Consider the following 25,010-nt stretch of genomic DNA (forward strand, 5'->3'; position numbering starts at 1 on the left):
TGCGCGGAAGGCACGCAGACTCCTGCGGGAGTACGGGGCAGGGGAGACCCCGCAGGCGCTAGCGCCGAGGAGGCTCCCCGGACCGCCCGCGGAAAGCGAAGTGCCTGGAGCGCAAATCAACAGACATGTTGCAAAGCCTATATATTAATAATGTTATAATAAATTAACGCGGTGAATGGTTAAAGTTATTGTAGAAAATAAGAGGCTGTCGAAAGTTTCTCGACAGCCTGACCGGATGAATGTTCATCCGGTTTTTCACTATTTAAGCAATCGAAGGCTATTTAGAATGACTAAAATGGTACTGCCTTCATGACCGATTACTCCATATGGCAAATCGAGCATCTGAAAGAAATTCGATGCGATCAAGATCATGATTACAGTTATGGAGAAAACCACATTTTGTTTAATGATTCTATTCATGCGTTTGGAAAGATCGATGGCCTCGGCAATTCGCGGCAAATCATTTTTCATTAGGACAATATCAGCAGTCTCAAGGGCAACATCAGTTCCTCCGCCCATGGCAATACCGACATTGGCAATTGCTAGCGCGGGTGCATCATTAATCCCGTCACCTACCATTGCCACAGTTTTATACTTTTCTTTTAAATCCTTAAGTTTTTCTACTTTTACCTCAGGTAAGCATTCGGCGAAAAATTCATCTACATGGCTTTCAGAGGAAATCGCTCGTGCTGTTTTTTCACTATCCCCAGTAAGCATGACCGTATGAATACCTTGCTTTTTTAAATGATCAATGGCAAGTTTTGTTTCCTTGCGAACTACATCCTTCATGGCAATGATCGCACTCAGTTCACCATTTATTTCAATGTATACAAGTGTATTGCCAAGACTTGAAAGATCTTTTGCCTTACCTTCAGCAAACTTGTCAACATAATTATTGCCAATAAAGGCAGCCTTACCAATTTTCCACTGCTCACCATTAATTGTCGCTTTAACACCCCAGCCTGGTACATCCTCAAGACTTTCTGGATAAAGGAGATCCTTATTAATGCTTAATTTAACATAATTCACAATCGCGGTTGCAAGAGGATGGTTAGAATGGCTTTCAATTGAAGCTGCTTTCCAAATAAGGTCCTCTCGATCAAGTCCTTCCTTAACAATCACTTCAGTTACTTCTGGTTTCCCTTTGGTAAGTGTTCCCGTTTTATCAAATGCGATGGCTCCTAGATGGCTTAAATTTTCAAGATGAATACCACCTTTAACCAATATTCCATGTCGCGCTCCATTTGATATGGCGGATAAAGTGGCCGGCATAATGGAAGCAACAAGTGCACATGGGGATGCAACCACCAATAATATCATTGCCCTGTAGAAGGCTTCTTGCCAACTCCAGCCTAACATAAAGTGTGGGAGGAAAAACATTAATAAAACAACGGATAGGACTACCTTTACATAGGTTCCTTCAAAACGTTCAATAAACAGCTGTGAGGGTGATTTCTCGCTTTGAGCTGATTGAACAAGCTGTATGATTTTGTGGAAGAGGGTATCATGACTCGCTTTTGTCACTTTAACAGTAATTGAACCAGTCATGTTAACGGTGCCCGCGAAAACATCCTCCTCAGTTCCTTTTGAAACAGGCATTGATTCACCAGTAATAGCTGCCTCGTCGATATTCGTTTGTCCTTTGATGATAATTCCATCAGAAGGGACTCGCTCTCCAGGCTTAATTAAAATAAAATCACCGACACGAAGCACTGAAACAGGAACCTTTTTTTCATAACCACTTGAGATGAGCAAGGCTTCTTCGGGCTGAAGCTTCATTAAAGAGGAAATTTCCTTGTGGCTTTTATTCATGGTATAGGTTTCTAATGCTCCACTTACAGCAAAAATGAAAATTAGAACGGCACCCTCTGTCCAGTAACCAATAATTGCTGAACCTATGGCAGCAAAAATCATTAGCATTTCCACATTTAATTCTTTATTTTCATAGGTGGCTTCAATGCCTTCTTTAGCCTTGGCAAACCCGCCAATTACAAATGCCAGCAGGTAAGCAATAATGGAATCTGCTCCACTTCCGTACTTATCCAATATCCAGCCAGCAGCAATGAATCCACCGCTTAATCCAGCAGCAATCAATTCTGCATGCGGTTTGATTTTTTCTAAGAAACCTACTTTGTGAATACTCTTTGTTAGAGTCTTTGCTTCTGAATTCATAGGATCTCCCCCTCTCAATTTCCTAGTTGATAAGAATAATCAAAATCAATCCCCTTAAAAAATACGAAAGCTGTCATCAAAGGGATGACAGCAACAATTCTAACTTTTATCATTATTTTCTTTCATCTTACCACATATCTTATGCATTAGATACGAATTTGCTCTACAATAGTGGATTAAGAATTTTGTTGTTCGAAAACCAATAAAGTCTTTTTTCCAAAAGCAAAGATGATAATTGATAAGATTAAAAGCATTGTACTAATTATATAGAAGAAACTCACATTTTCAGAGAATTTAATGAACAATCCCCCGATGATTGGACCACATAAGCTGCCAAGACTAAAAAAGATGCCGCATAACAAATTTCCTGTCGGTAGTAGGTTCTTTGGAACTAAATCGGTCATGTAACTTATGCCAAGCGAGAAGGTCGAACCGACTATCATCCCGGAAATGAGGAAAGATACAAACAGCCCAATAAAGGAATGCTCAAGAAAACTTGCAGCTGTAAAGCTGAAAAATCCAAGAAATAATATAGTTATTAAGATATTTCTACGCCCAACCTTATCACTAATAATTCCTAACGGAAGCTGGGTAATGATACTGCCGATTGCAAAAGCTGATAACACCATTGAAACACTGGAAACGTCGATATTCATTCTTAATGCATAGACAGGGAAACTTCCGTTTAAGGAGGATTCTAAAAAGCCGTAAGAGAATGGAGGTAAGAAAGCGACCCATCCATATTTTAATGCCTTTCTAAACTGCTTGATTGTGGCTAGGAATGAATTGATACCAACTTCTTGTTCAGGTAATTCATTTTTAAGAGTAAAAACAAAGACCCAGCCAATAAAACATAAAATCGAGGAAACAATAAAGGGCAGCGATTGATTTACGTTTACTAATGGTGTCATTAATGGCCCGGAGGCAAAACCAATCCCAAAGAACAGACCATACAGAGAAATATTACGTCCCCGCTTTGCAACTGGGGAGGAGGAAGTAATCCAAGTCTGTGTGGCAAAATGGAGGGAATGATCGCCAATGCCAATCAGTAATCGGAGCGCAAACCAAAACCAAAATGTCTCCCATAATGGAAATAAAGCAAGTGAAACAATTACGAGCCCGCCACCATAGATAATAACCGGTTTATAACCGTATTTTCTGAGAGGCATTTCCATGAAAGGGGACACAAGTAGAATTCCAATATAAAGTGCTGTAGCATTTAAGCCATTTAATGAAGGAGAAACGCCACTTTTTTCAAAAATTACTGCGATGAGCGGCAACAGCATGCCTTGCGAAAAACCAGATATGGCAACAATACTAACAAGAATCCAAAAACGAAGGTTATTTTTATTCATAGAACTTCCTCATTCAAATATTTTTAAATATTTCCTAAATGATGGTAACGAGAAAATCCGCCATTTGCAAGTGAACAAACTCCCTAGACTTTTATGATAAGTTTAGGTAAATTAGGGTACAAAAGGAAAAAATATATATAATAGAAAACCGAGAATTTGGAGGGAATACGGTGAACAAGATTTTTATGCTTATGACACTTATTGGGGTGCCACTTTCAGTTATTGGCTCGCTTTTGCATTGGTCAAATATCATCTTATTTATTATTTACTGTTTAACCATAGTTGCATTAGCCAGTTTTATGGGGAGGGCAACAGAAAGTCTCGCAATTGTTGCTGGCCCGCGAATAGGCGGATTATTAAATGCAACCTTCGGAAACGCGGTTGAACTTATTATTTCTATCTTTTCGTTGAAGGCAGGACTCGTTGGTATTGTTCTTGCCTCCTTAACCGGTTCGGTATTAGGAAACTTGCTTCTTGTGGCGGGACTATCTTTCTTTATTGGGGGCATAAAATTTAAGCGGCAGACATTTAATGTGTACGATGCTCGACACAATTCGGGCCTGCTTATGTTTGCTGTTATCATTGCCTTTGTTATTCCCGAAGTTTTTTCGATGAATATGAATGAGACAAAAACTCTTTCCTTAAGTATCGGAATATCAGTCATTCTGATTGTCCTTTATCTAGCGGCCTTATTTTTTAAGCTGGTCACCCATCGAGGTGTGTACCAGCCTAGTACTGAAAAAGTGGCGCATGAGGAAGAAATACCAGAATGGAGTAAAGGGAAAGCGATCGCTGTCCTTTTCATCGCTACCATAGCTGTTGCTTATATTTCCGAGCATCTTGTTCATACCTTTGAATATGTAGGTGAAACTCTCGGTTGGTCTGAATTATTTATCGGGGTAATTATCGTGGCAATTGTTGGTAATGCAGCAGAGCATGCTTCGGCTATAGTGATGGCATTTAAAAACAAAATGGATATTGCGGTGGAAATCGCAATTGGTTCTACCCTACAAGTGGCTATGTTCGTCTTACCTGTACTTGTTCTGATCTCTCTTTTCTTTGATACCACGATGCCGCTTCTTTTCAGCTGGCAGGAATTAATTGCCATGGTTTCATCGGTTCTCCTTATGGTTGTTATCTCTAACGATGGAGAATCCAATTGGTTTGAAGGGTTAACTTTACTGGCAGCCTATTTGATTATGGGAATTGGTTTTTACTTACTCTAATTTACATTAAAGAGACTCTAAGCCTAATGGATTAGAGTCTCCTTTGAAATATATACTATTTTTAAATTCTTCCATGTACGGAGTTAATGATCTTGCTTGGACTATAATAATAAAATATCTTTTTTGTAGGGTTAAGTATCAATCGCTTTTCTTTGGGCCATCAATCACCAACCTTCATGTTTATTTAGATACATGAACACGAGTGTTGAATCTCATATAAGACGGGAATCCCAACCTCCTTAATATTAATTAGGTAAATGGTTAGCAGATTGATTACAGCCCTCCTTACTTGATAGGTTAAGTATATTATATAACGAAATTGTAATTTTGTAAATGTTCTGATTATTACATTTATGTTACTTTTCCCCTAAAAGGAGCCACAAATGAAATTATTAATTAGGTTTTTATTTTTTATTTTAGGTTTAACTATTATGACTTTTGGAGTTTGTATGACCATTGAAGTAGCCGATATTGGTGTAGGTGCATGGGACGCACTTAATGTAAGCCTAACTGAAAAGGTTGGGTTATCAGTGGGAAAATGGGTGATGATTGATGGAGCGGTTTTAGTCATCGTTGTTTCTCTTTTATTAAAAAAAAGACCGGATCTGCTTTCATTACTAACTATTATTATCATTGGTTCCTTAGTGGATTTTTGGTTAGACACTGTTTTTGATTTATTTCAAGTCAACCAACTTAAGGGGAAAATCGGGATGTTATTGATGGGCATCTTGATTATTGGATTTGGGGCAGCCATTTATATTCAGGCTAAGTTTCCACAAAGTCCAATCGATAATTTTATGTTGGCAATCAAGGAACGTTTTCATGTTAATTTAATGGTTGCGAAAACGATTGGGGAAATTACAGCCTTAATTCCTGCAATTTTTCTGCATGGGCCTATTTCATACGGGACCCTTATTATCACTTTTACGGTAGGGCCGGCCATTCAATTGTTTTTTCCATTTTTTGAAAAATTAATGGTCCGTCTTCAGGCGAAATAATGAAATTACTTGCTTGGATGGATAAAATATATCAACTCCGAAAAAACTACTAGCAGACTGATTAATGCTATTTAGTGAAAGGAGTTTAACTCGTGAAGAGAAATATCTCTGTTCTTATGACACTGCTATTAATGTTAACTTTTATTCCGTCAGGGTATGCACAAAAGGTTCCGGTGAAAAAAGTCTCGGTTAAATATCAAGTTCCAGCTTCGGTTCGGAATATCACCAAGGAAAATACTTATCCGAATTCGACACAGGATCTGCCATTACTGCAACCAAGTGATTTAACTAAGAAGTTGATTAATTCTTCAAAGGTCAAAATTGAAAATCCTGATTTGATCCGGATGTTGAATGAATCGAGTATTAATAGCACACCTTTTGCGATTGGTTATCGCGCGATCGTCTACTTAGGCCAGTGGCCGTTGAATTACGAATCAACCGAAACTTCCCCGAATTGGGAGTTCCAAAAAATAAACACAAATTATTTCGATAATCGTGGGGGAAAGGTGCCATATCAGATTAAGTATGTTCAGGAGTCGCAAAAAATCATCAGAGGGGGCCTAACGGCTAAAATCGCCAATGCCGAAGATGTGAAAAAAATGATGCTATTAAAGGCGATGGAAAAAACGAATCTTCCACTTTCATTTGATACGATTATTGGAGCAGGCACAAAGAATGATCATATTTATAACATCCCTCCTAACCGCCTAGGCTACTTATACGCTTATGCACCAGGTGTGAATGAAAAAGGAAAAGTAACCTACGGTGAGGTCTACTTAATGCTAAAAGGAAGTAAAAAGTTTATCGTAATTAAAAATGTCACGTCCCAAGGAATTGGTGCATGGATCCCTGTACAGGATTATGTTTCCTTTGGATTTGCCGCATCTGAAAGACCAAGATGACTTTAAAGTTGAGGACTCCTCCGTACAGGAGTCTTTTTATTTTTTAAAAATAGGGCAAAATAATAATAATCGATTGTCAAAGTTTAAATTTTTCGGTAGGATGAGAACGTTAACGAAAAGGAGTGAATCAGTTTGGGTAATCCAATTGAAGATAAAAATACACAAGTGAATTTTTTAAAACAACGTTTAAACATGTTCATTGATGTGCTAGATGCCATTGATCCTGAAGATACGGATCTTGAAGATATTGACCGCTTAATTTCAATGTTAGATGATATGGAATCAAAATGCAGAGAATTTAATAATCGCGAAGTGAGTGAGTCTGTTTAATCAACAGGCTCTTTTTTTGGAGGGAGGTGAGTTTCTTTATCCAAAATTTACATGGTTTTTTTCCCGATTAACATGGCAACGGTTGCAAGCTAATCCTTTAATTCTAGAGGGTATAGGAGTATAATATAAACGTGCAAAAACGTTGAAAATTGAAAAGACTATTGGGGAACATAGGGAGAGGGGTACTCGAATTGAATATTTCTAAATTTCAAGAAAGCATGTACAAGCTAGTCGTAGAAACATCAACAAAACTTCCTAAGGATGTACGCCGGGCCGTTAAAAGGGCGAAGGAAATAGAAAACGCGGGAACAAGTGCGGCGATGAGCCTTGCGACGATTACAAACAATATCAAAATGGCAGACGACCAAGTGTCACCCATCTGCCAGGACACTGGTTTACCAACCTTTAAAATCAAAACGCCAGTTGGTGTAAACCAGTTAGTAATTAAAGAAGCGATTCGCAATGCCATTGTTTTAGCAACAAAAGAAGGAAAATTACGCCCGAACTCGGTTGATTCACTCACAGGTGAAAATAGTGGTGATAATCTTGGTGCAGGGGTGCCGGTTATCAAATTTGACCAATGGGAAAAAGACTATATCGACGTTCGTCTTATATTAAAAGGCGGCGGTTGTGAAAATAAAAACATTCAATACAGTCTTCCATGTGAAATAGACGGTCTAGGCCGCGCTGGACGTGACCTTGATGGAATCCGTAAGTGTGTCATGCATTCCGTATATCAAGCACAAGGACAAGGCTGCAGTGCTGGCTTTATTGGCGTTGGGATTGGCGGCGACCGTTCCTCCGGATATGATTTAGCCAAAGAGCAGCTATTTCGTTCCGTTGAAGATGTGAACCCAAATGAAGAACTTCGCAAGTTAGAAGAATATGTTATGGAAAATGCAAATAAATTAGGAATTGGCACCATGGGCTTTGGCGGCGAGGCAACTCTTTTAGGCTGTAAAGTCGGTGTGATGAATCGTATTCCTGCAAGTTTCTATGTGTCTGTTGCTTACAATTGTTGGGCATTCCGACGTTTAGGTGTGAGTGTGAACGCGGAAACAGGCGAAATTAATGAATGGATGTACCAAGACGGGGAATTCATTGATTTTGCTGAGGGAGAGGCAGCGAAGGAAACGGCAGCTACATCTGAGGGTGTTATCACGCTTGAGGCGCCAATTTCCGAAGAACAGATCCGTGCTCTTAAAGTTGGAGATGTCGTTCAAATTAACGGCATGATGTACACAGGCCGTGATGCAATTCATAAGTATCTAAGTGATCACGAGGCACCTGTTGATTTAAATGGACAAGTTATTTATCATTGCGGTCCGGTAATGTTAAAGGATGACGCTGGTGAGTGGCATGTTAAAGCTGCGGGTCCGACAACAAGTATTCGTGAGGAACCTTACCAAGGCGATATCATGAAGAAGTTCGGAATCCGCGCTGTCATCGGTAAAGGCGGGATGGGCCCGAAAACATTGGCAGCGTTGGAAGAGCACGGAGGTGTGTACCTGAATGCGATTGGAGGTGCGGCCCAGTATTATGCAGATTGTATTAAATCTGTGGAGGGTGTGGATTTAATGCAATTTGGTATTCCAGAAGCGATGTGGCATCTGCGTGTAGAGGGCTTCACAGCCGTAGTAACCATGGACTCGCACGGAAACAGCTTGCACGCCGACGTTGATAAATCTTCCTTAGAAAAATTAGCTCAGTTTAAGGAACCGGTTTTTAAATAAGGTATTTTTGGGATAGGCGCTTTGGGCGTCTATCTTTTTTAATTTAAAGAGCAATTAGTGAGGAAGGAGATAAAACTGGGAATTAGATGCCATTTTTTGAAAAATAAAGTCCCTGTTTTGTAAAATTAATCTTAATTTTGGTCGAATAACCAGGTTTTAATTTCATTGTTGGAAATATTTCCTAATAATTGTTCAATTCCTAGCTTTTTATGAAAAATAAATTGAATAATTGTATAATAAATCTTTTTTATCGTGTAATTATCTCCCGATATGTAAAATTCCCTTTTCATCTTTTGTCTATCACATTATAATTAACAAAATTCATAAATACTTCATACACGAAATAAGGAAAACATGTTATAAATAAGCGAAACAATTTCTAGATTTACTAAGGGAGGTATTAATTTGTTTGTTAAAGAACTAACACTTCCGCTTAATCTCTTAAAAGCCGAAGCATTGGAAAAAAGAATGCCCTTAAATCATCCCAAACTTAATGCTTTAAGGCTATTCATTAAAAATTTACGATCTGGATATAATGGAGAAAGAAAAATACATTACTATCTAGGACAAATTCCCCCAAAAAGGTTTCTCATTTTCCACGACTTGCGTCTCCCGTATGGAGAAGGATACTTTCAAATCGATGCCCTGCTACTTTCCCCAAGAGGTATTCTCATGATTGATGGAAAAAACCATTCTGGCAAACTTACAATCGAAAAAAATCAGATGATTCAAGATTATTTGGACAATAGGGTCATTTATGAAAATCCAATCGCACAGGCACAACGCCATAACATACTATTGACATATTTTCTAGAAAAACACCAAATCCCTCCAATCCCAATCGACTCCTTAGTTTCTATTTGTAAATCATCCACTGAGGTATGTATTAGTCCTGGATACACAGCTGCTCAAAAGAAGGTTTGCCGAGTAGGTGATTTACTTGGAAAAATCGATGTATTTTATCATCAACATAATAAGAACCAGATTGATAATAAAACCATTGAGAAAATAAAAAAGCTCTTTTTAAAAAACCACACTCCTATAATTACAGACATTCTTCAAAAATTTGGTATTATAAAATCTGAAATTATAACTGGAGTTCAATGTCCAAATTGCTTTCAATTTCCAATGAAATATAAGAGGAAAATATGGTGTTGTCCTACTTGTCAATTTATTTCACAAGATGCGTACATAGATGCGATAAGAGAGTATTTCTTTCTATACACTCCATCATTTACAAACATGGAAATACGGAATTTCCTCCATCTTCCATCAACAAGAATAACCGCGTATTTTCTTTCCTCATTAAACTTTCCTTATACTGGAACAACTAAGGGGCGGATTTATTATCCGCCTAAAAATTTCCTTTAAATACTAATAATCTTTTCTCTCCAATAACAAATAATATAAAAAACAAAATAGGGGGAACATGGATGAAAAGATTATTGTGCATCCTCAGTATGCTGCTCGTTTTGATACCTCAGAGTACATATGCGGCTGTTTCTAATCAGCCGATTCATTGGGGTTTTAAAAAGGGGGTTAACGAACAGCCTGCAGAAGCAGGGGCCGAGCTTGATCAGTTGATCGAACAATACGGGGCTTTTTACAAAAGTGACCCTAATAAAAAGACGATTTATCTTACCTTCGATAACGGATATGAACAAGGTTATACCCCTCAGATTCTTGATATTTTAAAAAAGGAAAAGGTCCCTGCAACATTCTTTGTAACTGGACATTACTTGCTCTCAGCAGGGGATATAGTTAAAAGGATGGTAAAAGAAGGGCATATTGTTGGTAACCATTCGTGGCATCATCCAGACCTTACAGCTGTAAGTGACGAAAGGATACGTGAAGAGCTGGAAAAGGTCCGAGCTAAAACGAAAGAATTAACGGGTCAAAAGGAAATGAAATATCTCCGCCCGCCAAAAGGAGTCTTTAGCGAGCGAACGATGCAAATTGCTAAAGAAGAGGGTTATTCACATGTTTTCTGGTCCCTTGCCTTTGTCGATTGGGAGGTAAACCGGCAAAAAGGCTGGCAATATTCCTACGACAATATCATGAGTCAAATCCATCCCGGTTGTATACTGCTATTACACACTGTTTCAAAAGACAATGCCGATGCACTTGAAAAGGCGATTCAGGACTTAAAGAAAAAAGGCTACAAGTTCAAAAGCCTGGATAAGTTTCCGAAGAAAAAATAATAAAAGCTAAAGGCGAATTTATTCGAAAATTCGCCTTTTAATGATTCATTTTATCAATACCGAATCATGGAGATTCGGTTTTTCAATGTAAATCATGCTATAATACAGGGTAAAATTAAAATGAAACTATCTGTAATGAAGAAACAGTTACTAGGGTTCTTTGAATTTATGGAATAATTTGGAGTGAAATAGATGAAAACTGATCAAAATATCAAAATCGAATTAAATCAAACCTTCCCCCTCACCATCAAAAGGCTTGGAATTAATGGGGAAGGCGTAGGCTATTTTAAAAAGCAAGTTGTCTTTGTACCGGGAGCCCTTCCAGGTGAAGAAGTTGTCGTAGAGGCAACGAAGATTAACCCTAAATTTGCTGAGGCAAAAATCAAAAAAATCCGGATTAAATCCCCGCATCGTGTACTGCCACTATGCCCGGTGTATGATCAATGCGGTGGATGCCAGCTACAGCATTTAAAATACGACCAACAGCTTAAGGAAAAACGTGATATCATCATTCAATCATTGGAGCGCCATACCAAAGTTGACATCAACAAGCTCGAAATTCGTGAAACAATTGGGATGGAAGAACCATGGGGATACAGAAACAAGAGCAGTTTTCAAGTAAAGGCAATCGACGGCAAGGTCCTCGCCGGACTATATGGCCTTAATTCCCATCAACTGATTAATATTGACGAATGTGCTGTGCAGCACGCACAAACAAATGAGGCAACCTCTGAAGTGAAGCGGATTTTAGAGGAATTAAAAATTCCGATTTATAATGAAAAATCTAGAAAAGGTATTATTCGAACCATTGTTACTCGTGTCGGCATTCAAACAGGGGAACTGCAAATAGTTCTAATAACTACACAAAAAGAATTGCCGAAAGTGGACGTCATCATTCAGGAAATTCAAAAGCGTCTTCCGAATGTAAAATCAATTGTGCAGAATATAAATGGACAAAAAACATCACTAATTTTTGGCGATGAAACCTTGCCATTAGCTGGTGAAGATTTTATCCAAGAAACCTTGGGAGACTTACAATTCGAGCTTTCGGCAAGGACCTTCTTCCAGTTAAATCCTGTGCAGACAGTAAAACTTTATAATGAAGTGAAAAAAGCAGCGGCTCTAACTGGCCAAGAAAAAGTCCTCGATGCCTATTGTGGAGTGGGAACTATTGGCTTATGGCTTGCTGACCAGGCAGCCGAAGTTCGTGGGATGGACGTCATCACGGAATCGATTGAGGATGCGAAGAAAAACGCAAAGCGCCACGGATTTACTAATACTAAATACGTACCTGGAAAGGCAGAAGAGGTCCTGCCTAAATGGGTCAAAAAGGGTTGGAAGCCCGATGTCATTGTAGTCGATCCACCTAGAACAGGCCTAGAGGGGCAGCTCATCCAAACCATCCTTCAGGCAGAATCAAAAAAGTTGATATACATCTCATGTAATCCTTCAACTTTGGCTAAGGACATTCAGAACTTAAGCGCGAAATATGAAGTAAAATATATCCAACCAGTGGACATGTTCCCGCATACGGCACACGTCGAGTGTGTTGTGCAACTCATTCTTGTAAGGTAATATATATAGAATTTATGCCTATTCTTCGGAGTAGGCTTTTTGCGTAGCTCAGAAAGGGATTGATTTTAGATAAAGTTCGTAAATTATTTACTCGACAAGATTTGGCACTCTTCGAGTCGTGACAGACACCCAACTTAAAGCAAACCGACATAGCGCTTATCGCCAATGCATTTGTCTATGGGTATCGTCTGGAAGATGTGTTAACGTTAAAGAGTTTAAAAAGTAAAAAAAAGCCTAATCCCTCCGTATTTTAGCGAAGAGTTAGGCCAATGATCCTCCAAAAACGTGCCCGATTGCGGAAGATCAAGATAATTATTGATTGCTACTTTAGCTTATTGAAAATGCTAAAGCATCATATATGATGCCATCTTCCAAAATAGTTTTATTTCTTTGTGGATTCTGTCCTCTCGTTAGCTATCTTCCCTCCCCAGCTAACAGGACTAACGTCTTTAACGTGCCAACATATGTCGTTGCAGCACCAAGTAACAGTGTAACAATACCACTTTTTACTCCGCCAGGCCCGATACCTTTCTGAGCGTGTGAAATTGCTGCACCTCCATTATAGCTTGATGTTTTTACTGCAAACTCAAAAAGGGCAAGATCATTTTAAAATCCTTTAAACATTCCCAGTCTTAGGACTGGGTTTTAGTCTATAAAGGGTGCTTACATTACAGGAGTGATAATTTCGAGCATGTGTAACAAGTAGCTGAGCATTATATGGTTTTGTATGATATTTCCTTTGAATCAATTATAATAAATTTAAGGAAAAGTAAGAGGAGGGCTGGCTAAAATGAAATGGCAAGAAGCTAGAGAGTTATTCCTAAATCAGTTTCTTTTGGTTTCAATTCTTGATTATCATGAAGAAGACGAATTATCAAAGGGCAAGCCAATGGAGAAGATTTTGAGAAGTTGAATTTCCGGGTGTACTCATAATAACAATCAATTAATTTGGAGGTAATTAGATGAATATAAAATTTGATCCAAATAACGTCGTTATTAAACTCTGTATGAGTGGGATGGGATTGGAGGATAGTGGAAATATTGAAGATGCAGTCAAGGTGTTTCACAAAGCATGGCACGAAGCAACAAACGACTATGAAAGATTTATTGCAGCTTATCATTTAGCTCGTCAACAAAAGAGTATTACAGACAAATTAAAATGGATGGAAACATCTCTACAGTGTGCACTAAAAATAGATGATGATAATGTGAAGAGTGCATACTCAACGTTATATTTAAACATTGCCAAATGTTATGAGGAGTTGTGTGATACTGAGAATGCAAAAAGAAATTATGAATTGTCAAATTCATCTCAGGGTGCCCCTTCTGATGTAGGACCATTTTACCATGGGACAAAGGCAGATTTGAAGGCTGGTGATTTACTAACAGCAGGTGGAAATTCAAATTACAAATCTGGGCTTAAAATGAACCACATTTATTTCACTGCTAATGTCAATGGCGCAGGACTTGCAGCAGCTTTAGCAAAAGGAGAAGGAAGAGAACGAGTTTATATAATAGAACCAACTGGTGAATTTGAAAACGACCCAAATGTTACTGACAAAAAATTTCCTGGTAACTTAACACGTTCTTATCGTTCAAAAGAAACTTTAAGAATTATTGGTGAAGTAACAGAATGGGCGAAACTGACAACTATGGAGCGACGCGAATGGCACGAAAATTTAGCTAAAAACAAGGGCGAAATTATTAACTGAACATATTTCAAGATGTTAAAATGCAAATGACTTTTTGAAAATAGCCAAGATGAAAGAAAATACTATCGAACTGGTTGCTGCGTATCCAGTTTCAATTGCTGAGTTTGCAATGGTATCCTTCACCAGCACCCCATGTGTTGCCACATACACTCCGCACATGTGGAGTGCGTGTCGCAGTTAATCTTGAAATAATCTGGGACCTACTTTCAATACATGTTGAATGTGTTTGTGTGCTATATATGGCTGATTAAGGATTGGAAAAAATAAATAATATCCATCATAGAGCATCTGCAGAAAAATGCAGGTGTTTTTGTTTGTTTGTATAAAATGCTTTAGAATGAAATTAAATTAAAATTTTATTATGATTAAAAGCATTTGGCTAACATAATTTAGGAAGAGGTTTAGTATGAATAATGAAAAAAGGAAGTTGTCACCAGAACAACATGAAGAAATACTAAGAACATTGAAAGCCCGTTTTGAGAAAAACATGAATCGCCATAAAGGACTTGAATGGGCTAATGTACAAGCAAAGCTAGAAACTAATACTGAAAAACTGTGGTCGCTTTATGAAATGGAAAGAACAGGCGGTGAACCGGATGTTATCGATCATGATAAAAAGGCGGGCGAATACATTTTTTATGATTGTTCAGTGGAAAGTCCTAAAGGCCGCAGAAGTGTTTGTTACGATCGTGAAGCGCTGGAGTCAAGGAAAGAACATAAACCAAAAAACAACGCAATAGAAATGGCTGCTGACATGGGTATTGAGATGTTAACGGAAGAACAATACCGGGAGATGCAGAGACTTGGAAATTTCGATACTAAAACATCGAGCTGGGTGAAAACACCTGATAATATTAGAAAACTCGGTGGGGCCATCTTTTGTGATCGTCGCTACGATACTGTTTTTGTGTACCATAACGGAGCAGAATCCTACTATGCTGCCAGGGGTTTCCGTGGCTCGCTAAGGGTCTAAAAACGAGGATATCCATATGAAAATAAATCAATTAATTGCGAACAATATTAACAAATTAAATGCAGCACTTCCAGCAGATCAATCGTTAGGAATTGCTGGTTTGTCAGGATCTGGAAAAACAACTTTTTGTCAAACCATTGGTGAAGAATCCAAGAAACGTCTCGTTTCCTTATTGCCAAAAGCTGAATATCAGTATTTATTTCCTAATATAATGGAAACCAATTTTAGTGCTATCAAGATGGAAGAAATGCCACTTGTACTTTTTCTTGGGAGATCATCCATTTCTTCCAATCCACGTTCAACAATTGGCACACATACTGGCGTGTTTACAGAGATTCGTGTGAGTCTTGCGGAAAAATATAATCTTTCTCCGGAAGTGTTTTCCTTTAATAATGCATTAGGCTGGTGTCCAGAGTGTAAGGGTCGTGGAACTACTAAAAATGTCGAATGTAAAAAGTGTAAGGGAAAGCGCTATAATCAAGAAGTTGAACAATATAAAATTGAATTATTTGATCAACCACATAGTATTTCCGATATCAACAATTTAAGTATTGAATCGATTCTATCACTAGCAGAAGTTTTACATATTAGTGAAGCGAAACAGCATATTCTTATAAATATTATCAATATGAATATTGGTTACTTAACATTAAATCGGATCATGGGTACATTGTCAGGAGGGGAAATAACACGTCTTTACTTGGCTGAATTCATGGCAGCCAGTGAAAATACCGTGATTATTATTGATGAAATCTCCGTTGGTCTTGATCACCAAACACTATTGAAGATTTTAGAACAGATTAAACAATTAGGCTATAAGAACCAAATTTGGTTCATTGATCATTCCGACACCGTGCTAGATACAACGGATGAGCAATTGTTCTTTGGACCCGGCAGTGGGAAATATGGCGGAAAAATTGTGGAAGAATCACCCCGTCCACAACCCATCCATTGGGAACAAAATCAAGAAATGCCAACAGATTACTATCAATTTCGTGAACTGCATTGCCGTAATATTCAAATGGCTGAAATTCAGATTCCCAAAAATAGACTTGTCACCTTTACGGGTGAGTCTGGATGTGGTAAGTCTACGCTAGTCAATGAATGTATCGCCAAGGATTTTCTGAAGCGTTATCCAAAAGATAAACTGGTTATCGTTGGTCAGGATCGAAACCAATCGATTACTAGTCGGTCAACCGTTGCGACTTTTCTTGATATCAAAAAGAAACTCACAAAATATAGTGAAGATATTGATGATATTTTTGAGCGCTCGATTGAAGACATTATTGAGGAACTTCCAAATGAAGACATCGCACATAAACGTTTGAGTTTACTGATCAAACTTGGACTAGGTTATTTGACATTAGAAAGAAAAACACAAACATTATCGACTGGTGAATTTCAATGTGTTCATTTAGTTTCGGAACTGTTTGCGAATTCTAGAAACCCTCATACACTTTTCATTTTTGACGAACCTTCAAAAGGTTTATCACAAAATATTCTAAATCAATTCATTGATAGTGTCAGGGTCATTCTGCAAGATGAATCTGTCTCAATTATGATGATTGAACATAATGCCTATATGTTAGAAAGCTCTGATTTTATCGCTGATTTTGGTAAAAGAAAGATTGAACCTGTCACTCATCTTGAAGTTGTCAGTCATAACGAATATTACGAGCTTAAAAATAAGAAAGATGTTGTGCTTCCATCCCAAATTTCTTCGACACTCAAAGCTCAAAATGGCATTACTTATTTAAAAGAAAATCATATCGACTATTTTAAGAATGCAGAAAATGTCTATAAGGGCGGTATCTTAAAAAGCTTATCATCAATGGCCCGTTTAATTTACGGCGAATACGAATCTGACACCATTGCGCCTGTCATTGCTATAGATCTTGAAAGACATTTGTATAGCCAATACAGTTTTCTCTATGAAATGGGCGGCGTCATCAACCATATTATCGCGTCGCATCCGACCATTAAAGATACGAGAAGCTTCGATTTCTATTCACAGGACAATCATTGTCCATCATGCTCAGGACGCCTTAAGATTGAAATATTTGATAAAGATCTTGTCATTCAGGACAAAACCGTTCCATTCTGGGATGGCCTATTTTATCCTGAAGTGATGGAAGTATTAAAATATTATCAATATCCAAAATTAGAGTTTCTATTTGAGGAAATTAAGAATGAGCTCGGGTTCGATCTGACGAAAAGCTACAATGAGATGACAGAAGAAGAAAAGCATATTTTTTGGTACGGATATTTTGAAAAGACATTCTATGATAAAGCAGGCAAGACACAGAGGACCTGGGTAGGCTTTAATACAATCGTTGGTGGGTATATGGTCATTTCGAAATCGGTGATTAAAGAGAAAATGAAAGCATCTAAAGAAAAGATTACCTGTCCGATTTGTCATGGAACTGTACTTAATCATCATAAACAGCTTATATTTGATGACACAGATATTCGTGAGATGATCAATCAGCCACTTGATCAAGTGTTACAAATAGTTGGAGAGTTACCTGTACTCGTAAAGCTAAAATCTATTGTTGGCGGCGATATGACTTTGACAGAAGATGTATCCCTGCTGTCTAGAAAAACACAAGTCGCATTGAAAATGTTTGAATTGGAACTCGCAAGCTTTGTTGGGTATGAAATGGTATTACAAAATGTCTTACCATTCTGGGATACAATTAAGGGCTATATCGAATCTATCAGCATCAATAATCAGATTACCATCTGTGATTTTGCCAATATCAATGAGACAAGAGAAACTATCATTGATAAGTATTTCACTAATGGAAAATACAAAAAACTAACGTATGTTTATGAAGCATTTGGTTACAAAAAAATAGTCACTCAAATTAATAAAATTAAAAAAAGTTATCCATGTCCATTTTGTAAAGGGAAGAAAGTCATTACGGAAGAGAATCTCCATGATGGCGTGTTTAAATTAACGATACCATGTGTGAGTTGTCGTGCAAGTGGCATCAATGATGAAGGTCGCAAGGAAATGGTCGAAGGCATATCAGTAAAAACATGGTTAACTGGCACAGTAAGTGATGTTGTTGATGAAAGTTTATATACAGAAGCTGTCGCTGATATTCCAATTTTTAATCGTATTCGTGAGTTAAATAAACGAGATATGATGGCGGTTTATCAATGCCTTGAGCAAAATAATTAGATTAGAATGATTAAAACAAGCCATGTAAGTGTTAAAAGAATTGATATTAAGAAGCTGCAAATTTGGAATGGGATAATATCCTGTTTCTTTTTTTTGGTCTATTTTAACAATACAGGTTTATGTTTATGCTCTAGAATACAAGGATGGGTGTCCGTCTAAAATAGGGAACAGGAGTCGACTCTTTATCAGATTATTCTACATAAAATTACAATTATATTACATTATCGACTGTTTCATTGTTATTAGTCCGTTTGGAAGATAAACTATTAATATATAAAAAAATCGAATTAACAATAGGTAATAAGAGGAGATTTTAAAATGATAAGAAAATTATTTAAATATACAGTATCGGCTGCCATCCTCGCCACTATGATTCAAGCAACACCTACTTTTGCAAGTCCAGTAGATTCACCAGTTACACTAAATGAAATCAATACTACAAAAGTACAAATCAATGACTTTGAAACAAAGATCCAGCAATTAGACAACCGGATCTCCTTATCCATGGAGAAAAGTCAAAAACTAAACGATCAGATTAAAACACAACAAGGAAAAATTGAAAAAACAGAGGCTGAAATTGAAAACGCTAAAAAGTCCTTAGATGCTCATAAAAAGGTCTATTCTGATCGTCTAAAAAGCATTCAGTTAGAGGGCAAACAATCAATCGCTACATACGCGGAGCTTTTACTTTCGTCTGATAACATTTCAGATTTTTTAACTCGTTTTACTGCTATATCGCATATTATGGAAACTGACACAGACTTACTGAACGGTTTAAATGATAAAGAACAAGCGTTAGAAAATGCAGAGGGAAAATTACATAATGAGTTTGACCAATTAAAAAAGAGCCAGGTTGAATTAGCTTCTGAACAAAAAATGATTGAAGAAGATAAAAAAGAAGTTGAAGAAGGAATAGCTGAGGCGAAAAACACATTACAAAACCAACAGGCTCAACTGGCACAACAAAAGGCTGAACAAGCCCGACAGCTTGCTGCACAACAACAAGCCCAAGAACGCGCTCAACAAGCCCAACAACAGTCCAGACAGCCTGCTCAACAAGCCCAGCAACAAACTCAACAACAGGCACCAATAAGCAGCGGACCATCTAAGTCTGCACCACCGTCAGTTGCAGCCATTTCAACTAACTCTGGATCGGCAAGTGCGATGATTGCTTACGCTAAACAATTTTTGGGCGTTCCTTACGTTTGGGGCGGGTCAACGCCAAGCGGATTTGATTGTTCGGGATTCACTTCCTATGTGTTTCGTTCAGTTGGCATTAATCTGCCAAGAGTTTCACGAGACCAGCAAAATGTTGGAACAAGTATTTCTCCTAGTCAAGTACAGCCAGGAGATTTAGTATTCAGGGGTTCTCCTGCCTATCATGTCGGCATTTATATTGGAGGCGGGCAATATATACATGCTCCGCAAACGGGTGATGTTGTGAAAATTGCTTCGTATAATCCGTCTAAATTTTCTAGTGCTGCTAGAGTATTGCGTTAGAAGTAACAATTTTTTGAAATGTAACTTTAAATAGTGAGACCCTTGCAAAAAAAGTTAATTGCTTTTTCAAATAAACATAGGCAAAATCATGTTAGAGTAGGTTATTTATACTTACTCTAATTTTTTTTGCTGTTATTTTACCCATTGTCATAAATGAAGGTGATTAAATGATACATAAATATTTAGGTCAGACCCTTAGTTTTGAGATAGATTATAAAAATCGTACATCCATGGGCATTTATATAGATGTTTATGGAAATGTTGAAATCCAGGCTCCTAAAGGGACCTCCGATGAACTTATCCTGCAATTATTAGAGGAAAAATGGGATTGGATCCAGCAAAAATCAACAGAAATGAAGGATAGAACGCTTGGCCAAAAGGTAAAGGTCTATGATCATGGTGAAACCTTTCTTTATTTAGGAGACGAATATCCTATCCAGGTCTCTCAAGATATAACTATCAAGCAAGACTATGTAGTGTTAGAAGGGGATAAGTTATATATATATGTGAAACAGCTTGAGGATGAGAAAATAAAACAAGCCTTAAAACGGTTTTATTATCAGCAGTGTAAAACCTTAGTAGAGAGGAGTATTCGTTCCTATCAAAGTAACTTTAAAATAAAACCAAGGTCTATCCGTATTTCTGATAATAACAGGAACTGGGGAACCTGTGATTCCAGGCAGCAATTAACCTTCAATTGGAAGCTCGCGATGGCACCATTGAAGGTAATTGATTATGTAGTCGTTCATGAAATGTGCCATATGGTTCATCTGAATCATGATCGATCTTTTTGGCGCCTTGTAGGTAAAATAATCCCCGAATATGAGCAAATGGAGAACTGGCTAGCTTTATCAAGTTGGAAAATGACAGTCTAAAAGTGGAACATCAATTTTAAAGGGAGACTTACTGATGGATAATAATGATATATTAATTCGAATGAGATATGCACTAGAAATAAAAAATAAAGAAATGGCAGAAATATTTAAACTTGGCGGAGTGGAAGTAACAGTCCCTGAGGTAATAAAGATTCTAACAAAATCCGATGATGAGGCTGAATATGACGATCAAATAAAATGTAATAACAGTATGTTTGATTCATTTTTAAATGGACTTATTATTTTTAAAAGAGGGAAACAAGAGACCAAACCAGGACAGTCTGAAACACCGGAACCGTCAATAAAGAAAAGCGCAAACGTTAATAATCTCCTGTTGAAGAAAGTAAAAATAGCGCTGGCCTTAACTACTGAGGATATGCTGGAAATATTCGAAAATGCAGGAATAACAGTAACAAAAGGAGAACTCGGCGCTTTATTAAGAAAAGAAGGGCATAAGAATTATAAAGAGTGCGGGGATAAATACGCTAGAAATTTCTTAAAAGGTTTAGCTTTAAAATATAGGGAACAGTAATAACAAACAGAGCAACACTACATTGGTAACTCTAAACTTTTTAAAAAGAAAAGGGGATACGATGGCTAAAGAAATTAATGAACTAGGCTGGAACTTAGATAACAGTTATGCTCGACTGCCAGACTTATTTTTTACTAGGACCGACCCAACGCCTGTCCGTTCACCCAAGTTGATTATTCTTAATAACCGGCTGGCAACCTCCCTTGGCTTGAATATACAAGAGCTCGAGAGCGAAAATGGCGTTGCAGTATTTGCTGGCAACCGGATACCTGAGGGGGCCATGCCGCTTGCCCAAGCATATGCAGGGCATCAATTTGGGCATTTCACGAAATTAGGGGATGGACGGGCCATCTTGCTTGGTGAACAAATCACCCCGAAAGGTGAACGGTATGATATTCAACTTAAGGGTCCAGGTAGAACACCGTACTCCCGCGGAGGCGATGGTCGAGCGGGGCTTGGACCGATGCTGCGTGAATATATCATCAGCGAAGCAATGGATGCGCTTGGGATACCAACCACCCGAAGTCTAGCCGTTGTGACAACCGGGGAGGCAGTATTCCGCGAAACCGCCCTGCCAGGAGCAATTCTGACTCGTGTGGCATCCAGCCATCTGCGCGTTGGTACCTTTCAATACGTTGCAAAATGGGGCACAGTTGAGGAGATCCAGGCACTAGCAGACTATACACTAAAACGCCATTATCCACACGTTGACACTGATGAGAGACGATATCTATCGCTTCTACAGGAAGTGATCAAACGTCAGGCAGCGCTAGTAGCAAAATGGCAGTTGGTTGGCTTTATCCACGGGGTAATGAACACCGACAACATGACCATTAGCGGAGAAACGATTGATTATGGTCCGTGTGCTTTTATGGATACCTATGATCCTGCAACAGTATTTAGTTCTATTGATAGGCAAGGACGTTATGCTTATGGCAATCAGCCGTATATTGCCGGTTGGAATCTCGCTCGATTGGCTGAAACTCTTTTGCCGCTCTTACATGACAATCAAGAACAGGCTGTCCAACTGGCTCAGGATGAGATTTCACATTTTATGGAGTTGTTCCAGGGTAATTGGCTGGCTGGAATGAGAGCTAAACTCGGCATATTTAACGAAGAAGAACAGGATGAATCTCTTGTTGATAATCTTTTAACTATGATGCAGAAGTATAAGGTGGACTATACCAATACTTTCCGAGCATTAACTTTTGATAAGCCAGAGGATACAGACTTAGTGGAGACTTCGGAATTTAAGCAGTGGTATGAGCAATGGCAAGCACGTCTAAACAGACAGCAGGAATCGAAAGACTCCTCTCACCAGTTGATGCGTAATAGCAATCCTGCGGTAATCCCTCGTAACCACCGGGTGGAGGCCGCACTAGACGCTGCCGTGAATCAAGAAGACTACAGCGTTATGGAGCGGTTGCTTGATGTACTTTCAAGCCCATATGCCTACTCCCCAGAACAGGAGGAATACTGCACGCTTCCTGAGCAATCAACCCAGCCTTACCAAACCTTTTGTGGTACATGATAATCATTAATTAAATCTCTTTTTAGGAAATTAAGGTGTGAGGATGATCGCGTGTTTCTATTAACTGAAAATGCCAAAACAGAACTACAAAATAGGTTGGAACTAGCAGATTCAAAACAATTTATCCGGCTGCAAATGCGTAAAAGTTGTTTTATGAAAGTGAAATTGACCTTGGAAGAAACGACTCAGCCAAATGATGCAGAAATTACAAAGGATGAATTGCATTTCATTATTGACAATGGTGAGTGCCATTATTTCAATAATAAAACGTTAGATTTTATCCCAGATACAACAGGTTTTAAGCAATTTGAGATTATTTAAAAAGGAGTCTGATTTCTTTGAAATCAGACTCCTTTTTTTATATTCAATGTAAATTAAAAAAACAGTAAAATTATTTAAATTATTGACAGAATAATGAACGAGAGTTACTATTAGATTGTCCTTAAGAAATGTGAACGTCGTTCGATAATGTCGAATATAAGGAGGATGGTTGTGTCAGAACGTTTAATTCAGTCGGTTGAAAGAGCAGCTGATATCCTAGAATTATTTTTGGTTACTAAACCAGAACTAAGTATCAAAGAGATTAGTGAGAATTTAAATTTATCAAAAAGTACTGTCCACGGTATTATCAAGACCTTGGAACATAGAGGGTTTCTTCAACAAAATCCTGAGGATTTGAAATATAAGCCTGGGATCAAGCTTTTTGAACTTGGGAATTTTGTCGGAAAACATTTCGATATTGGGAAAATTGCAAGGCCCATTATTAGAGATTTAGTGGATGAACTAAATGAAACTGTTCACTTAGTTTCGTTACAGCGAGATGAAGTTATTTACATTGAAAAAGTAGAAGGTCAAAGTGCCCTTACTATTTATTCGCATATTGGAAAAAGAGCTCCTTTTCATAGTACGGGTGTGGGAAAGGCGATACTTGCCAACCTTAATGAAAACGATGTTAACAGAATATTATCATCTATCAATTTGGAATCATTTACAAAGCACACGATGACAAATATTGAGGAAATAAAAGACCATTTACATTCCATCCGTGAGCAAGGCTATGCGGTCGATGATGAGGAAATTGAGTTAGGGCTTAAATGTATAGCTGCGCCGATATTTAATCATCAAGGAAATGTAATCGCTTCAATAAGTTGTGCTGCACCTAAAATGAGACTTGATGAAAATCGGCTGCCTAAGGTGATAGCAGGAATTAAAAGTGCTGCAGCTGAGATTTCAAGTTGTTTAGGCTATAAAGGTAAAAATACCTGATAGAAAGACAAAGAGAGAAATAAACACATTAATTTTTAGGAGGAGAATTATTTTGTCAAAAGTAAAAGTTGCCGTTCTTGGCTCAGGGAACATTGGTACAGATTTAATGATCAAACTTGGACGCTCTGAATATTTAGAGCTAACAGCTGTGATTGGGATTGACCCGCAATCAGACGGATTACGCCGTGCAAGAGAATTAGGTTATGCTGGGGTTGATACGGGAATCGATGGTTTTCTTGCAGACAAAACACTAGAAGCAGACATCGTTTTTGATGCAACTTCAGCCAAAGCTCATCTTTATAATGCAAAAGTGTTAAAAGAAGCAGGAATAAAAGTAATTGACATGACCCCTGCAGCTGTAGGTCCATATGTATGTGCTGCTGTAAATATTGATGAACATTTAGATAAAGATAATATCAATTTAATTACCTGTGGTGGTCAAGCAACCATTCCAATGGTTCATGCAGTTAACCGAGTAGCTCCAGTAGAGTATGCAGAAATCGTTGCAACGATTGCAAGTTTAAGTGCTGGCCCTGGAACACGTGCAAATATCGATGAATTTACGGAGACAACTTCACGTGCAATTGCTGAGGTGGGTGGTGCTAAAAAAGGAAAAGCGATTATGATCCTAAACCCTGCTGAACCGCCAATTATGATGCGTGATACCGTTTATACACTTGTTGAGGATGGGAAAATGGATGAACAAGCGATTAGGAAATCGATTGAGGAAATGACTAAGGTTGTTCAATCCTATGTTCCAGGCTATCGACTCCGCACAGAACCAATTTTTGAAGGAAATAAAGTAACCATCTTCCTTGAAGTAGAAGGTGCTGGTGATTACCTTCCTAAATACGCAGGAAACTTAGATATCATGACATCTGCCGGTGTTAAAATTGCTGAAGCGTTTGCTAAAAAATTATTAACGAAAGAAACAGTTTGAAC

The 25,010-nt window shown here is 38.1% G+C and carries 21 protein-coding genes; 19 read left to right on the forward strand and 2 right to left on the reverse strand.

The features are described 5' to 3' along the window. Positions 1-258: 258 nt before the first annotated feature. Positions 259-2,172: a heavy metal translocating P-type ATPase gene (locus ACSU6B_RS26095; protein ID WP_410889277.1), complete on the reverse strand. Its 1,914-nt coding sequence runs from the start codon at positions 2,170-2,172 to the stop codon at positions 259-261. 176 nt (positions 2,173-2,348) lie between these two features. Further along, positions 2,349-3,527, reverse strand: a complete 1,179-nt coding sequence (locus tag ACSU6B_RS26100; protein ID WP_410889279.1) for an MFS transporter — start codon at positions 3,525-3,527, stop codon at positions 2,349-2,351. Positions 3,528-3,712: 185 nt separating this feature from the next. Here ACSU6B_RS26100 and cax point away from each other — a divergent pair, with 185 nt between their 5' ends. From cax to ACSU6B_RS26195, 19 genes are all read left to right on the forward strand, one after another. Further along, positions 3,713-4,753, forward strand: coding sequence for a calcium/proton exchanger (gene cax / locus ACSU6B_RS26105; RefSeq protein ID WP_410889322.1), 1,041 nt, complete (start codon positions 3,713-3,715; stop codon positions 4,751-4,753). 383 nt (positions 4,754-5,136) lie between these two features. Beyond that, the gene (locus tag ACSU6B_RS26110) at positions 5,137-5,751 is read left to right on the forward strand and encodes a YczE/YyaS/YitT family protein (RefSeq protein ID WP_410889281.1); all 615 of its coding nucleotides are present in this window, start codon (positions 5,137-5,139) and stop codon (positions 5,749-5,751) included. Between the two features lie 131 nt (positions 5,752-5,882). Beyond that, positions 5,883-6,653, forward strand: a complete 771-nt coding sequence (locus ACSU6B_RS26115) for a YfkD famly protein (RefSeq protein ID WP_251033171.1) — start codon at positions 5,883-5,885, stop codon at positions 6,651-6,653. A 132-nt stretch (positions 6,654-6,785) separates the two neighbouring features. Beyond that, positions 6,786-6,983: an SE1561 family protein gene (locus ACSU6B_RS26120; protein WP_088085809.1), complete on the forward strand. Its 198-nt coding sequence runs from the start codon at positions 6,786-6,788 to the stop codon at positions 6,981-6,983. A gap of 191 nt (positions 6,984-7,174) precedes the next feature. After that, positions 7,175-8,716 carry a fumarate hydratase gene (locus ACSU6B_RS26125; protein ID WP_410889283.1) on the forward strand — a complete coding sequence of 514 codons (1,542 nt, stop codon included), beginning with the start codon at positions 7,175-7,177 and terminating at the stop codon, positions 8,714-8,716. Between the two features lie 468 nt (positions 8,717-9,184). Continuing rightward, on the forward strand, positions 9,185-10,087 hold the full coding sequence (locus ACSU6B_RS26130) for a nuclease-related domain-containing protein (RefSeq protein ID WP_410889324.1): 903 nt from the start codon (positions 9,185-9,187) through the stop codon (positions 10,085-10,087). 62 nt (positions 10,088-10,149) lie between these two features. Then, positions 10,150-10,917, forward strand: a complete 768-nt coding sequence (pdaA, locus tag ACSU6B_RS26135) for a delta-lactam-biosynthetic de-N-acetylase (protein ID WP_410889285.1) — start codon at positions 10,150-10,152, stop codon at positions 10,915-10,917. A 192-nt stretch (positions 10,918-11,109) separates the two neighbouring features. After that, entirely contained in the window at positions 11,110-12,492 is a 1,383-nt protein-coding gene (gene rlmD, locus ACSU6B_RS26140) for a 23S rRNA (uracil(1939)-C(5))-methyltransferase RlmD (protein ID WP_410889286.1), read from the forward strand. Between the two features lie 790 nt (positions 12,493-13,282). Then, positions 13,283-13,405: a DUF2200 domain-containing protein gene (locus ACSU6B_RS26145; protein WP_215006181.1), complete on the forward strand. Its 123-nt coding sequence runs from the start codon at positions 13,283-13,285 to the stop codon at positions 13,403-13,405. Between the two features lie 385 nt (positions 13,406-13,790). Beyond that, positions 13,791-14,204, forward strand: a complete 414-nt coding sequence (gene arr, locus ACSU6B_RS26150; protein WP_410889326.1) for an NAD(+)--rifampin ADP-ribosyltransferase — start codon at positions 13,791-13,793, stop codon at positions 14,202-14,204. A 406-nt stretch (positions 14,205-14,610) separates the two neighbouring features. Further along, positions 14,611-15,177: a DUF4256 domain-containing protein gene (locus ACSU6B_RS26155; protein ID WP_410889288.1), complete on the forward strand. Its 567-nt coding sequence runs from the start codon at positions 14,611-14,613 to the stop codon at positions 15,175-15,177. Between the two features lie 16 nt (positions 15,178-15,193). Further along, a complete protein-coding gene (locus ACSU6B_RS26160; protein ID WP_410889290.1) occupies positions 15,194-18,364 on the forward strand; it encodes an ATP-binding cassette domain-containing protein in 3,171 nt (1,056 codons plus the stop codon). A gap of 318 nt (positions 18,365-18,682) precedes the next feature. Beyond that, positions 18,683-19,864, forward strand: a complete 1,182-nt coding sequence (locus ACSU6B_RS26165) for a C40 family peptidase (RefSeq protein ID WP_410889292.1) — start codon at positions 18,683-18,685, stop codon at positions 19,862-19,864. Positions 19,865-20,031: 167 nt separating this feature from the next. Then, the gene (locus ACSU6B_RS26170) at positions 20,032-20,739 is read left to right on the forward strand and encodes a M48 family metallopeptidase (protein ID WP_410889293.1); all 708 of its coding nucleotides are present in this window, start codon (positions 20,032-20,034) and stop codon (positions 20,737-20,739) included. A 34-nt stretch (positions 20,740-20,773) separates the two neighbouring features. Further along, a complete protein-coding gene (locus tag ACSU6B_RS26175; protein ID WP_410889295.1) occupies positions 20,774-21,271 on the forward strand; it encodes a DUF1456 family protein in 498 nt (165 codons plus the stop codon). Between the two features lie 61 nt (positions 21,272-21,332). Beyond that, positions 21,333-22,802 (forward strand): protein adenylyltransferase SelO, encoded by a 1,470-nt coding sequence (locus tag ACSU6B_RS26180; RefSeq protein ID WP_410889296.1) that lies wholly within the window; start codon positions 21,333-21,335, stop codon positions 22,800-22,802. 51 nt (positions 22,803-22,853) lie between these two features. Further along, positions 22,854-23,123, forward strand: a complete 270-nt coding sequence (locus ACSU6B_RS26185; protein ID WP_410889298.1) for an iron-sulfur cluster biosynthesis family protein — start codon at positions 22,854-22,856, stop codon at positions 23,121-23,123. A gap of 171 nt (positions 23,124-23,294) precedes the next feature. Further along, positions 23,295-24,068: an IclR family transcriptional regulator gene (locus tag ACSU6B_RS26190; RefSeq protein ID WP_215012171.1), complete on the forward strand. Its 774-nt coding sequence runs from the start codon at positions 23,295-23,297 to the stop codon at positions 24,066-24,068. Positions 24,069-24,120: 52 nt separating this feature from the next. Further along, complete coding sequence (locus ACSU6B_RS26195) at positions 24,121-25,008, forward strand: acetaldehyde dehydrogenase (acetylating) (RefSeq protein ID WP_410889300.1); 888 nt, start codon at positions 24,121-24,123, stop codon at positions 25,006-25,008. Positions 25,009-25,010 lie beyond the last annotated feature (2 nt).

Origin of the sequence: Neobacillus sp. C211 (genome assembly GCF_051842875.1) — a bacterium.
In the GTDB taxonomy this organism is placed as follows: domain Bacteria; phylum Bacillota; class Bacilli; order Bacillales; family Cytobacillaceae; genus Neobacillus.